The sequence below is a fragment of the Streptacidiphilus melanogenes genome (assembly GCF_000787835.1).
Lineage (GTDB): Bacteria > Actinomycetota > Actinomycetes > Streptomycetales > Streptomycetaceae > Streptacidiphilus > Streptacidiphilus melanogenes.
In genome coordinates, this window is the sequence record NZ_BBPP01000014.1 from 1 (window position 1) to 12,546 (window position 12,546).

The 12,546-nt window shown below is 70.0% G+C and carries 11 protein-coding genes; 8 read left to right on the forward strand and 3 right to left on the reverse strand.

Annotated features, from left to right (window positions below; translation table 11 throughout):
* Positions 1-233 precede the first annotated feature (233 nt).
* Both TR49_RS17090 and TR49_RS17095 read left to right on the forward strand, forming a co-directional pair.
* Positions 234-917: an HAD family hydrolase gene (locus tag TR49_RS17090; protein WP_268874092.1), complete on the forward strand. Its 684-nt coding sequence runs from the start codon at positions 234-236 to the stop codon at positions 915-917.
* Between the two features lie 246 nt (positions 918-1,163).
* Positions 1,164-2,810: an ABC transporter substrate-binding protein gene (locus TR49_RS17095; protein WP_042382664.1), complete on the forward strand. Its 1,647-nt coding sequence runs from the start codon at positions 1,164-1,166 to the stop codon at positions 2,808-2,810.
* Positions 2,811-2,898: 88 nt separating this feature from the next.
* On the opposite strand, the gene TR49_RS17100 is transcribed toward TR49_RS17095, so the two are convergent.
* Both TR49_RS17100 and TR49_RS17105 read right to left on the reverse strand, forming a co-directional pair.
* Entirely contained in the window at positions 2,899-3,570 is a 672-nt protein-coding gene (locus TR49_RS17100) for a response regulator (protein ID WP_042364267.1), read from the reverse strand.
* Between the two features lie 15 nt (positions 3,571-3,585).
* Positions 3,586-4,638: a RecB family exonuclease gene (locus TR49_RS17105; RefSeq protein WP_084724963.1), complete on the reverse strand. Its 1,053-nt coding sequence runs from the start codon at positions 4,636-4,638 to the stop codon at positions 3,586-3,588.
* A gap of 185 nt (positions 4,639-4,823) precedes the next feature.
* Between TR49_RS17105 and TR49_RS17110 the strand changes: the two genes are divergently transcribed.
* From TR49_RS17110 to TR49_RS17120, 3 genes are all read left to right on the forward strand, one after another.
* A complete protein-coding gene (locus TR49_RS17110) occupies positions 4,824-6,041 on the forward strand; it encodes a site-2 protease family protein (protein WP_063770110.1) in 1,218 nt (405 codons plus the stop codon).
* A 237-nt stretch (positions 6,042-6,278) separates the two neighbouring features.
* Positions 6,279-7,256 carry a tRNA (adenine-N1)-methyltransferase gene (locus tag TR49_RS17115; RefSeq protein WP_084724964.1) on the forward strand — a complete coding sequence of 326 codons (978 nt, stop codon included), beginning with the start codon at positions 6,279-6,281 and terminating at the stop codon, positions 7,254-7,256.
* A gap of 162 nt (positions 7,257-7,418) precedes the next feature.
* Positions 7,419-8,075, forward strand: coding sequence for a hypothetical protein (locus TR49_RS17120; RefSeq protein WP_052434373.1), 657 nt, complete (start codon positions 7,419-7,421; stop codon positions 8,073-8,075).
* A gap of 101 nt (positions 8,076-8,176) precedes the next feature.
* Here TR49_RS17120 and TR49_RS17125 read toward each other — a convergent pair whose 3' ends face one another.
* Positions 8,177-8,479, reverse strand: coding sequence for a ferredoxin (locus TR49_RS17125; protein ID WP_042382666.1), 303 nt, complete (start codon positions 8,477-8,479; stop codon positions 8,177-8,179).
* Between the two features lie 219 nt (positions 8,480-8,698).
* On the opposite strand from TR49_RS17125, the gene arc reads away from it, so the two are divergent.
* The 3 genes from arc (at position 8,699) to TR49_RS17140 (ending at position 12,531) form a co-directional block, all read left to right on the forward strand.
* On the forward strand, positions 8,699-10,465 hold the full coding sequence (gene arc / locus TR49_RS17130) for a proteasome ATPase (RefSeq protein WP_042382667.1): 1,767 nt from the start codon (positions 8,699-8,701) through the stop codon (positions 10,463-10,465).
* 161 nt (positions 10,466-10,626) lie between these two features.
* Entirely contained in the window at positions 10,627-12,138 is a 1,512-nt protein-coding gene (gene dop / locus TR49_RS17135) for a depupylase/deamidase Dop (protein ID WP_042382669.1), read from the forward strand.
* A 174-nt stretch (positions 12,139-12,312) separates the two neighbouring features.
* Positions 12,313-12,531 (forward strand): ubiquitin-like protein Pup, encoded by a 219-nt coding sequence (locus TR49_RS17140; protein ID WP_042382671.1) that lies wholly within the window; start codon positions 12,313-12,315, stop codon positions 12,529-12,531.
* The last annotated feature ends 15 nt before the right edge of the window (positions 12,532-12,546 follow it).

The window sequence follows — 12,546 nt, forward strand, 5'->3', positions numbered from 1 at the left end:
CGGAGGAGTTCCAGCTCCACCCCGAGCAGTCCACCGACGCCATCGTCATCCACCACCCCGAAGCCAAGTACTTCAACGCCCGCTGAGCGCCACGCGCGCGAAAGGTGCCTGTGAGGCGCGCGAAGTACACGAGGCGTAAGCTGTAGGACCCGTTCGGGCCGGTCACCCCTCATGGTGGTCGGCCCGAACCGTCCCCCCGTCGCAAGACGGCGCCAAGAAAGTCGCAGCCGCCCGTGACCACTCTCGCTTCGCGCACCCTGCAGGCCGTCCTGATCGACATGGACGGGACTCTGGTCGACACCGAGGACTTCTGGTGGGAGGCCGAGAGCACCCTGCTGGCCGAGCTGGGCCACCCGATCGGCGTCGAGGAGCGGGAGATCGTCGTCGGCGGGCCGATGAGCCGGGTCGTCGACCATCTGCTGAGGGTGTCCGGCGCCCCGCTGACCCCGGCCGAGCTGGGGCACGCGATCAACGACCGGTTCGTGGAGTTGATCGGCCAGGGTGTGCCGGTGCGGCCCGGCGCCAAGGCGCTGCTGGTGGACCTGGCCGCGCAGGGCGTGCCGGCGGCGCTGGTCTCCGCGTCGCACCGCCGCATCATCGACCAGGTGCTGAAGACCCTGGGCGCGCACTTCTTCGGCTTCACCGTGGCCGGGGACGAGGTCGAGCGGACCAAGCCGCACCCCGACCCCTACCTGCTCGCCGCCGCCCGGCTGGGCGCGGACCCGGCGCGCTGCGTCGTCATCGAGGACGCCCCGACGGGTGTGCTCGCCGGTCAGGCGGCGGGCTGCCATGTGCTCGCGGTGCCCTCCGTCGCCGCTATCGAGGCGGGGCCGCGCACGACCGTGCGCACCACCCTGGAGGGTGTGGACACGGCCCTGCTGCAGGGTCTGCTCGTGGGCGAACTCGACCTGACGTGAGCAGGAAAAAGTAACTACCTGCTAACGCCAAACCGGACATTACCGGATACAGTCCCTCAAATCTCCAGTTGGTTGCGGGCATTGGGCGAACCCTGGGTGAGTGCTGAGTGCGTATTTCGTGCGATCGTATGGCAGGCTACCGACCACTCGACCTCACGCGAGCCCGGGCTGCACCCCAGCGAGTGGTGCCTCGGAGTCGTGGCGCGGCGGCGACACCCCTCAGCGCCGGCAAGGAGATAAGAACTGATGTCAGCTCTCAAGCGGCTGGCAGCGCTCAGCTGCGTAGGCCTCATCGCCACCACCACCGCCTGCGGCTCCGCCAAGTCGACCGGTCCCGTGGCGGGCGTCCCGAGCGTGATCATCAAGGTCGGTTCGGCCAACCCGTACTCGACGCTGGACCCCGCGCAGGCGTACGACGTCGGCGCGTGGGCGGTCTTCTACAACGTCTACCAGAGCCTGCTGAGCTACCCGCCCGGCGGCAACACGGCGGAGTTCGACGCCGCGCAGACGTGTTCCTTCACGGACCCCGAGACGTACAAGTGCACGCTGCGCCCGAACCTCAAGTTCTCCAACGGCGACCCGCTCAACGCCGACGCGGTCAAGTTCTCCATCGACCGCGTCCTGAAGATCGACGACCCGAACGGCGCCGTCTCGATCCTCAGCACCATCAAGTCGGTGGAGACGTCGGGCTCCGACGGCGTCATCTTCCACCTCAAGTCGGCTGACGCGACCCTGCCGGACAAGCTGACCTCCGGCGTCGCGTCGATCGTGGACCCGAAGGTCTTCTCCGCCACCAAGGAGGCGGCGACGGACTTCACCGGGATCGTCGGCTCCGGTCGGTACAAGATCGACTCGGTCACCTTCACCGGCTCCGGCTCCAGCAAGACCCCCTCCGAGGTGAAGCTCTCGCTGAACCCCAACTACCAGGGGAACCCGCAGTTCCAGGGCACCGCCGGCACCGCGCGCAACTCCGGCATCGACCTGAAGTACTACGCCAGCCAGGCCGACGCCAAGACCGCGCTGGACAACAAGGACGTCGACGTCGTCATCCAGGACCTCAACGCGTCCGACATCGTCAACATGCAGGCGAGCCAGCAGCTCGGCACGGGTCTGCAGGTCTCCAACGGCCCCGGCGGCACCGTCCGCGTCATGTCGCTGAACACCGTCTCCGGCCCGCTGTCGAACCCGGCCGTCCGGCGCGCCATCGCCGCCCTGATCGACCGCAACGCCATCGCGAACACGGACTTCCAGCACACGGTCGCCCCGGCCTACACGATCGTCCCGTCCAGCATCACCAACGCGACGGCGTCGTTCGCCAACCTGTACGGCCGGAACCCGGAGTCGGCCTCCAAGGTCAGGACGGAGCTCGAGGGCGCGGGCGTCTCGCTCCCGGTCAAGTTCACCCTCTCCTACGGTAAGGGCGACTCGGCCAAGGAGAAGGAGGTGGCCATGATCAAGCAGCAGCTCGAGCAGAGCGGGCTGTTCCAGGTCACCCTCAAGGGCTACGCCAGCTACACCGCGATGCAGAACGCCGTGCTGAAGACGCACAACTTCGACGCGTTCATGGTCGCCTGGTCCGCTGACTACCAGGACATCGACGACTTCATCAACCCGCTGGTCGGTCCGAACAACGCCCTGTACAACGGCTGGCGCGGCGGCGACGCCCAGAACGTGGCGAGCCTGATCACCAACGGCCTGACGGTCACCCCCCGCGTGAACGCCGCGCAGACCTACAAGAAGATCCAGAACTACGTGGCCAAGGACGTCCCGGTCATCCCGATCTGGGAGAACAACCAGTTCGCCGCCTCGCAGTCGGACATCACCGGGGTGCCGCTCACCCTGGACAGCTCCGGCATCGCGCGCTGGTGGATGATCGGCAAGACCGACTCCTGACCGGCTGAACATCTGAACGTCGAAGGGGCTGGGCCGCACCGGAAGGTGTGGTCCAGCCCCTTCGACGTGCCGGGGAGGGCGGGGAGGGTCAGCTGCCGCCGGGGCGGACCAGGCCGCTCTCGTAGGCGAAGACCGCGGCCTGGACCCGGTCGCGCAGGCCCAGCTTGGTCAGCACGTGGCCGACGTGCGTCTTGACCGTCGTCTCGCTGACGAAGAGCTCGCCGGCCACCTCCGCGTTGGACAGGCCCTTGGCGACCAGCTTCAGCACCTCGACCTCGCGCTCGGTCAGGGTGCCGAGGGAGGGCGGCGGCGCCTCGTCCCCGGAGGGGAGCCGGCCGGCGTACATGTCGAGGAGGCGGCGGGTCACGCTGGGGGCGAGCATCGCGGCGCCCTCGGCAATCACCCGGATCGCCTGCACCAGCTCCTCGGCCGGGACGTCCTTGAGCAGGAAGCCACTGGCGCCCGCGCGCAGCGCCTCCACGACGTACTCGTCCAGGTCGAAGGTGGTCAGCACCAGCACCTTGGCCGGGCCGTCACGCCCCGGGCCGGCGATGCGACGGGTGGCCTCCACACCGTCCATCCGTGGCATCCGGATGTCCATCAGGACCACGTCCGGCTGGAGCGCGCGGACCTGGTCGAGCGCCTGCTGCCCGTCCCCGGCCTCGCCGACGACGGCGATGTCGGATTCGGCCTCCAGAATCATCCGGAAACCGGTGCGCAGCAGCGGCTGGTCGTCGACCAGCAGCACGCGGATCGTCACGGAACGCTCCATTGATCAGTTGACGCTTTCAGCCAAAGGGTACGCAGGCGGCGTGCCGCCCCACGCGGGGCACAGGGACTTGTGCGCGCACCAGTCGCACAGGCGGTTGGGACTGGCCGGCCACTCGCCCGTCTCCAGCGCCCGCTGGATGGCCCGCCACAGCGCCTGGAGCTTGCGCTCCACGGCCAGCAGATCGCCCTCGTCCGGGTCGTAGCTGACGATCTGGCCGCCGCCGCCCAGGTACAGCAGCTGGAGCCGTTTGGGCACCACGCCCCGCGCGCGCCAGATCACCAACGCGTAGAACTTCATCTGGAACATCGCCTTGCCCTCGAAGTCCCGCGAGGGCGCGCGGCCGGTCTTGTAGTCCACCACGCGGACCTCGCCGGTGGGCGCGACGTCGACCCGGTCCACATAGCCGCGCAGCGTCAGCCCCGACTCCAGCGTCGTCTGCACCAGCAGCTCCCGCTCGGCGGGCTGCAGCCGGTTCGGGTCTTCGACGCGGAAGTACGACTCCAGCAGCTTCTCCGCGTCCGTGAGCCAGGCCGCCAGCTCCTGCGCGCCGCTCTCGGCCGGGAACAGCTCCGCGACCTCCGGCCGCTCCTCCAGCAGGCGCTCCCACTGAGGACGCAGCAGAGCGCGCGCGGTGTCGGGGGTCCGCTCGCCGACAGGGGAGTCGAAGAGCCGCTCCAGCACGGCGTGGATCAGCGTGCCGCGGGTCGCCGCCGGGCTGGGCGGCTCCGGCAGCCGGTCGATCACCCGCAGCCGGTACAGCAGCGGACATGTCATGAAGTCCGACGCGCGCGAGGGCGACAGCGAGACCGGCCGCCCCGGCCCGGCGGGCGGCTGCGGCGCCTCTGGGTGCGCCGGAGTCTCCAGGGGCTCGGTCTCCGGCTGCTGGGTCCCCGCCTGTACGGTCTCGGGCTGCCTGGTCCCCGCCTGTACGGTCTCGGGCTGCCGGGTCCCCGCCTGTTCGGGCTCCGCCGGTTCAGGCTCCGTCTGTTCGGGCTCTGCGGGGCGGGGCCCGGGTGGGACGGGGCTGTCGGTCGTCGTCGGGTCGGCGGCTTGCATGGGTCCGACCCTACGGCCTGGCACCGACATCCCGTGGGTAAGCGGGTAAGAAGGGAAGGAACGGGCTGTCGGCCCGCCGCACGAGTGGTCGTCCCGACGATCGCGTAGCGTGTGGCGCGCGGGCGACCCCGCGGGCACACCATGGGGCGGGCCCGGGTTCGGCCAGGTGAAGGGGCGGACGGACAGTGAGCGAGGAGCAGGGCGAGGCGAAGGACCGCCGGGCCCCCGTCAAGGACGCGGAGCGTCCTGCGGGGGCCCTGCGGATGGGACGTCCCTTCGGCGTGCCCGTCTACGTCACACCCAGCTGGTTCCTGGTCGCGGCGCTGATCACCTGGCTCTTCGGCGGCCAGATCGACACCGTGCTGCCGGGCCTCGGCGGCGCCCGCTACCTGGTCTCGCTCTTCTTCGCGGTCGCCTTCTACGGCTCGGTCCTGGTGCACGAGTTGGCGCACACCGTGGTGGCGCTGCGCTTCGGCCTGCCGGTGCTGCGGATCCAGCTGCAGTTCTTCGGCGGCGTCTCGGAGATCACCAAGGAGGCGCAGAGCGCCGGACGGGAGTTCTGGCTCGCCTTCGCCGGACCACTGCTCTCGCTGGTGCTCGGCGGGGTCTTCCTCGGTGCCGTGCAGTTCGTGACCCGGGCCACCGTGCCCGGCGTGCTGCTGACCTCGCTGATGCTGAGCAACTTCGTCGTCGCCGCGTTCAACCTGCTGCCCGGCCTGCCGCTGGACGGCGGCCGGATGCTGCGCGCCCTGGTCTGGAAGGCGACGGGCCGGCCGATGGCCGGCACCGTCGCCGCGGCCTGGGCCGGACGCCTGCTGGCGGTGGCGGTACTGATCCTGCTGCCCGCGTGGTCCGCGGCCCAGGCCCCCGGGCTGGGCCTGGCCTCGCTGCTGACCGACGCCGTGCTCGGTGCGATCCTCGCCGCGATCATCTGGAACGGCGCGGGCGGCAGCCTGCGCACCGCGCGCCTGCGGGAGCGTCTCCCGCAGCTCAGCGCCTCACTGCTGACGCGTCCCGCGGTCAGCGTCACCGCGGACACCCCGCTCGCGGAGGCCCTGCGCCGCCTGGAGGCGGCCGGCGCCCTCGGCATCATCGTCACCGACTCGGCCGGGACGCCCATCGCCCTGGTCCGCGAGCGCGCGGTCCGCGCGATCCCGGAGCACCGGCGCCCGTGGATGCAGGTCGCCGAGGTCTCCGCCCCGCTGGGCCCCGGCAGCAGGATTGCTGCCGCACTGTCGGGCGAGGACCTCCTCGACGCCCTCCGCGCAGCTCCCGCCGCGGAGTACCTCGTCACCGACCCCCAGGGCGCCCCGCTGGGCGTCCTCGCCGCAGTCGACGTCGAACGCGCCTTCGCGCGCGCCATGGCGGGCGAAGAACCGGTGCCCGTGCCCGCAGGGCACTAGGGGGCGCGGGGCTGTGCCGACTTGCGGCTCTGCCGCGTGGGCGCGAGCGCGGTCGGAGTCGCTTCCGCAGACGGTTGCACGGCCTCACGGGCGCGGGGAACGGCGCGACAAGCCACCCACGCGGTTGGCCGGCCCGAGGCGCAGGGCCATCCGCACGCCGGTGGTTTCCCGCGCGGTTCCCCGCGCCCCTCACGGGGCCCGGCAGGGCATGCCTGTTCAGGCCCTAAAATGTTCCGCATGACTCAACCGACCGGCGCCGCCCGCCGTCGCGGGCCCTTCGAGGTCGGGGACCAGGTCCAGCTCACCGACCCCAAGGGACGCCACCACACCATCACGCTCGAAGCCGGGAAGATGTTCCACACCCACAAGGGTGCGTTCTCCCACGACGAGCTGATCGGGGCCCCAGAGGGGTCCGTTGTGCGCACCACCGGGAACACCCAGTACCTCGCGCTGCGCCCCCTGCTCCCCGACTACGTCCTCTCCATGCCGCGCGGCGCCGCGGTGGTCTACCCGAAGGACGCGGGGCAGATCGTCACCATGGCCGACATCTTCCCGGGCGCCCGGGTGGTCGAGGCCGGTGTCGGGTCCGGCGCGCTCAGCATGAGCCTGCTGCGTGCCGTCGGCGACGACGGCGCGCTCTTCTCGTACGAGCGCCGCGAGGACTTCGCCGAGATCGCGCGCAGCAACGTCGAGCGCTACTTCGGCGGGCCGCACCCGGCCTGGAAGCTGACGCTGGGCGACCTGCAGGACAACCTGGTCGAGACGGACGTCGACCGCGTCATCCTGGACATGCTCGCACCGTGGGAGTGCCTGGACGCCGTCGCCAAGGCGCTCGTGCCGGGCGGTGTGATCTGCTGCTACGTGGCCACCACGACCCAGCTCTCGCGTACCGTCGAGTCGCTGCGCGAGCACGGGAGCTTCACCGAGCCGCAGGCGTGGGAGTCGATGGTGCGCAACTGGCACCTCGAGGGCCTGGCCGTGCGGCCGGACCACCGGATGATCGGGCACACCGGCTTCCTGCTCACCTCCCGTCGGCTCGCGGAGGGCGTCGAGCCGCCGCTGCGCCGCCGCCGTCCGTCCAAGGGCGCGTACGGCGAGTCGATCGTGCCGGAGAAGACCAAGGCGGGCCGCTTCCTGCGGCTGGCCGAGTCCCGCTCGGACGCCTCCGGCGAGGACTACGTCGAGGACTTCGACCGCGAGGGCGACGAGGGCTGACGACGTCCGACGAGGACCGCCGAAGCTGCCCGGGGGGCCTTCACGAATCGACCACCGGGAAGCGACCGAACAGTCGCTTCCCGGTGGTTTTTTCGTTGTTCGCACTGTGGGACGATGCTGCCCACAAATCGCGCGTGCACTGCGGGAAAAGAGGTAGCCCTGGTGGTCCAGGTGGTGGCGGGGTCGGGCAGCGCCGAGGTGACGGACGGGGACCAGGAGGCGCCGGCGAAGACCGCGCCGCGTCTGCCCGCCCATGCGCGCAGCAAACCCCTGCACTGGATCGCCACCGCCGCGGGGCTCTGCGGGGTCGTCGGCCTCGCGCTCGCGGTCGGTCCGGCCGGCGCGGTCCAGACGGGTGCCGCGCAGAGCGGCGCGGGGCAGCCCGGAGCCGCGCACCCGCTGGCCGGAGGCGCCGCGGCCACGGCCCCCGACCCGGCCAAGGCCAAGCTGCCGATCGACTGCGGCCCCCTGCCGGTCCATGTGGACCAGCACTTCTCGGCCGCGCTGCCGGGCGCGGGCGCCCCGGTCACGGTGGTCGCCGCCCGCTGCGACGCCGGCGCCGGCTCCCCGCCGGACGGCCTCTACGTGCTGGAGGCGGGCCAGGCCGCCCCGATCCAACTGCTCGACCCGGCCAAGCGCATGACCGTCCGCAGCGTGGCGATGCGCAGCGACGGCTCGATCCACGCGGTGGTCATCGGCTACTCATCGGCCTCCGTCCCGGACTGCTGCCCGGACCTCTCGGAGACCCTGAACTGGACCCTGGGGGCCGACGGCAGCTGGGGCGCGGCGGTGGTCACCGCCACCTCGGCCCAGGTCTGAACTGACGCCGTCTGAACTGACGCAGAGACAGACCCGGAGACAGCTCACCCCCCGTCATGTGATCTTCGTCACGTGGCGGGGGGTGTTTGCCTGCGGGGTTCCTACTCCGCGTCAGGTCCGTACACCTCGACGCGATCGCGCGCACGGCGGACGTGGATGCAGTCGCCGGGGCAGTCCTTGGCCGAATCGGCCACGTCCTGAAGGAGCGTCAAGGGCACGGGCACGCACGCCCCGGGCTCGGTGCGCAGCTCGTCGTCGTCGCCCTTGACGTACGCCAGGCCGTCGATGTCGAGCTCGAACACCTCGGGCGCGTACTGGACACAGATGCCGTCGCCGGTGCACAGGTCCTGGTCGATCCAGACTTCCAGGGCCTCTGCGGCCCCCGTCTCGGTGCTGGTGGACATCTCCGCCGCCCGTTCCGCGTTCTCGATGGTGCTGACCTCGTCAGCCTACCCCCGCACGCTTTCGAGCAACGCGGAGGTGGGTATGTGCACTACCAGAGGGGACGTGCGCAAGGGTGAAGATCGGACACACCCCTTCGGAGTTTCGATCAAGGGGTTTCAACACTCCCAGGCGCAGGTAGGGTCTGGAAGCGTCAGCTCCCCCCGGAGGAGGTGAGGACCGTGGCAGCCCACGATGACGACTACGCCCGAGGCGGCAGGCCCGCACGGGGTTCTGAAGATGCACAGGCACAGATCTCCATGCTCGAGCAGGAGATCGCAGTCCTGCGCCGCAAGATCGCCGAGCCCACGCGGCACACGAGGATCCTGGAAGAGCGGATCGTCGAGCTGCAGACCAACCTGAACGGGGTCACCGCCCAGAACGAGCGGCTCGCCTCTACCCTGCGCGAGGCGCGGGACCAGATCGTGGCGTTGAAGGAGGAGGTCGACCGGCTGGCGCAGCCGCCCGCCGGCTTCGGCACCTTCCTCAGCGCCAACGAGGACGAGACCGCGGACATCTTCACCGGAGGCCGCAAGCTCCGGGTCAACGTCAGCCCGAGCGTCCCGCTCGCCGAGCTGCGCCGCGGCCAGGAGGTCATGCTCAACGAGGCGCTCAACGTCGTCGCGGCGATGGCCTTCGAGAGCATCGGCGACATCGTCACCCTCAAGGAGGTGCTGGAGGACGGGGAGCGTGCGCTCGTCACCGGCCACACCGACGAGGAGAAGGTGGTCCGCCTCGCCGAGCCGCTGCGGGACATCGTGCTGCGCCCCGGCGACGCGCTGCTGATGGAGCCGCGCTCCGGCTACGTCTACGAGGTCGTGCCGAAGAGCGAGGTCGAGGAGCTGGTCCTGGAGGAGGTCCCGGACACGGACTACTCCAAGATCGGCGGCCTGGGCCAGCAGATCGAGCAGATCCGCGACGCGGTCGAGCTGCCGTACCTGCACGCGGACCTGTTCCGCGAGTTCGAGCTGCGGCCGCCCAAGGGCGTGCTGCTGTACGGCCCGCCCGGCTGCGGCAAGACGATGATCGCCAAGGCGGTCGCGAACTCGCTGGCCAAGAAGGTCGCCGAGGTCACCGGCCAGCCCCAGGGGAAGAGCTACTTCCTCAACATCAAGGGCCCGGAGCTGCTCAACAAGTACGTCGGCGAGACCGAGCGGCAGATCCGCCTGGTCTTCCAGCGGGCCAGAGAGAAGGCGAGCGAGGGCACGCCCGTCATCGTCTTCTTCGACGAGATGGAGTCGCTCTTCCGCACCCGCGGCTCGGGTGTCAGCTCGGACGTGGAGAACACCATCGTCCCGCAGCTGCTGGCCGAGATCGACGGCGTGGAGGGCCTGGAGAACGTCATCGTCATCGGCGCCTCCAACCGCGAGGACATGATCGACCCGGCGATCCTGCGGCCCGGCCGCCTGGACGTCAAGATCAAGATCGAGCGGCCGGACGCCGAGGGCGCGAAGGACATCTTCTCCAAGTACCTGAAGACCTCGCTGCCGCTGCACCCGGACGACGTCAAGGAGCACGGCGACTCGGGCGACGCCGCCGTCGCGGCCATGATCCAGGCCGTCGTCGAGCGGATGTACACCGAGTCCGAGGAGAACCGCTTCCTGGAGGTCACCTACGCCAACGGTGACAAGGAGGTCCTGTACTTCAAGGACTTCAACTCCGGCGCCATGATCCAGAACATCGTGGACCGGGCCAAGAAGATGGCGATCAAGGACTTCCTCGACCACGGCCAGCGCGGTCTGCGCGTCTCCCACCTGCTCTCCGCCTGCGTGGACGAGTTCAAGGAGAACGAGGACCTGCCCAACACCACCAACCCGGACGACTGGGCCCGCATCTCCGGCAAGAAGGGCGAGCGGATCGTCTTCATCCGCACGCTGGTCACCGGAAAGCAGGGCGCCGAGTCCGGCCGCTCTATCGACACCGTGGCCAACACGGGTCAGTACCTGTAACACCTGTAGGACAACAGCACCACCTCTCGACGTCCGGCTGCGGGAGCCCGTGGGCCCTCGCGGCCGGACGTTCGTGTCAGCGATCTCCCGGTTGTCACCGGGTGGATCTAGTCTCGGGTTACCGCACCGGTTCGTCCGCGGGAACGCCGAAGGAGGGCCGCATGTCTGTACGGCGCGTCATGGGCATCGAGACGGAGTACGGGATCTCCGTCCCGGGGCACCCCAACGCCAACGCCATGCTCACCTCGTCCCAGATCGTCAACGCCTACGCGGCGGCGATGCACCGGGCCCGCAGAGCCCGCTGGGACTTCGAGGAGGAGAACCCGCTGCGCGACGCGCGCGGCTTCGACCTGGCCCGTGACGCGGCGGACGCCAGCCAGCTGACCGACGAGGACATCGGCCTCGCCAACATCATCCTGACCAACGGTGCGCGGTTCTACGTCGACCACGCCCACCCCGAGTACTCCTCGCCCGAGGTCACCAACCCGCGCGACGCCGTGCTCTGGGACAAGGCCGGCGAGCGGATCATGGAGGAGGCGGCCAACCGCGCCCTCCAGCTGCCCGGCGCGCAGCCGATCCACCTGTACAAGAACAACACCGACAACAAGGGCGCCTCCTACGGCACCCACGAGAACTACCTGATGAAGCGGGCGACGCCGTTCGCCGACATCGTCAAGCACCTCACCCCGTTCTTCGTCTCCCGCCAGGTGGTCACCGGCGCCGGCCGCGTCGGCCTGCACCAGGACGGCTCGGCGCACGGCTTCCAGCTGAGCCAGCGCGCCGACTACTTCGAGGTCGAGGTGGGCCTGGAGACGACGCTCAAGCGGCCCATCATCAACACCCGCGACGAGCCGCACGCCGACGCCGAGAAGTACCGCCGGCTGCACGTGATCATCGGCGACGCGAACCTGTCGGAGATCTCCACCTACCTCAAGCTCGGCACGACCTCCCTGGTCCTGTCGATGATCGAGGACGCCTTCGTCACCGTCGACCTGGCCGTCGACCAGCCCGTCCGCACCCTGCACCGGGTCTCCCACGACCCTTCCCTGGAGTACCTGATCCAGCTGCGCAGCGGCCGCAAGCTCACCGCCGTGCAGCTCCAGATGGAGTACTGCGAGCTGGCCCGCAAGTACGTCGAGGACCGCTACGGCCAGGACGCCGACGAGCAAACCCGCGACGTGCTGGACCGCTGGGAGGACGTGCTCGGCAAGCTGGAGCGCGACCCGATGTCGCTCTCGCGGCAGCTGGACTGGGTGGCCAAGAAGGAGATCCTCGAGGGCTACCGGCGCCGCGACAACCTCGAGTGGGACGACGCCCGGCTGCACCTGGTCGACCTCCAGTACGCCGACGTGCGGGCCGAGAAGGGCCTGTACAACCGCCTCGTCGCGCGCGGGCGCATGGAGCGCCTGCTCGACGAGCAGGAGGTGCTGCGCGCCGCCCACCAGCCTCCGGAGGACACCCGTGCCTACTTCCGCGGCCGCTGCCTGGAGCAGTACGCGGACCACGTGGCCGCGGCCTCCTGGGATTCGGTGATCTTCGACATCCCCGGCCGGGACTCACTGCAGCGCGTGCCGACCCTGGAGCCGCTGCGCGGCACCAGGAACCACGTCAAGGCGCTGCTGGACCGCTGCCGGACGGCCGAGGAGCTGGTCCGGGTGCTCAGCGGAGGGTAGCCGCAGGGCCTTGTTTGAACGCGTGTACGCGCAGAGCGTAACTGTCCGGGGGCGTTCGTTCACCATGGGTGAACTGCACGCCTTTGGGCATCATCCGGGCAACGATCGACGTTCACCGACTACAAGCCGTAGGGTCAGAGATCAGCTGATCCACTCAAGAGCGGGGTGAGGGAAATGGCGACCAAGGACACCGGCGGCGGCCAGCAGCGGGCGAACCGCTCCTCCGAGGAGGTCGAGGAGACCCAGGAAGAGGCGAGCGAGGCCTCGGACCTCAAGGAGCGCAAGGAGAAGCTGGACGACGACGTCGACGCGGTCCTCGACGAGATCGACGAGGTGCTCGAGTCCAACGCGGAGGACTTCGTCCGGGGCTTCGTCCAGAAGGGCGGAGAGTAGATTCTCTCCTTGATC

Excerpts from the sequence above, each read along its gene's own strand:
- TR49_RS17095 (WP_042382664.1), top strand. The coding sequence starts at position 1,164 with ATGTCAGCTCTCAAGCGGCTGGCAGCGCTCAGCTGCGTAGGCCTCATC.
- TR49_RS17105 (WP_084724963.1), bottom strand. The coding sequence starts at position 4,638 with ATGCAAGCCGCCGACCCGACGACGACCGACAGCCCCGTCCCACCCGGG.
- TR49_RS17115 (WP_084724964.1), top strand. The coding sequence starts at position 6,279 with ATGACTCAACCGACCGGCGCCGCCCGCCGTCGCGGGCCCTTCGAGGTC.
- TR49_RS17125 (WP_042382666.1), bottom strand. The coding sequence starts at position 8,479 with ATGTCCACCAGCACCGAGACGGGGGCCGCAGAGGCCCTGGAAGTCTGG.
- dop (WP_042382669.1), top strand. The coding sequence starts at position 10,627 with ATGTCTGTACGGCGCGTCATGGGCATCGAGACGGAGTACGGGATCTCC.
- TR49_RS17140 (WP_042382671.1), top strand. The coding sequence starts at position 12,313 with ATGGCGACCAAGGACACCGGCGGCGGCCAGCAGCGGGCGAACCGCTCC.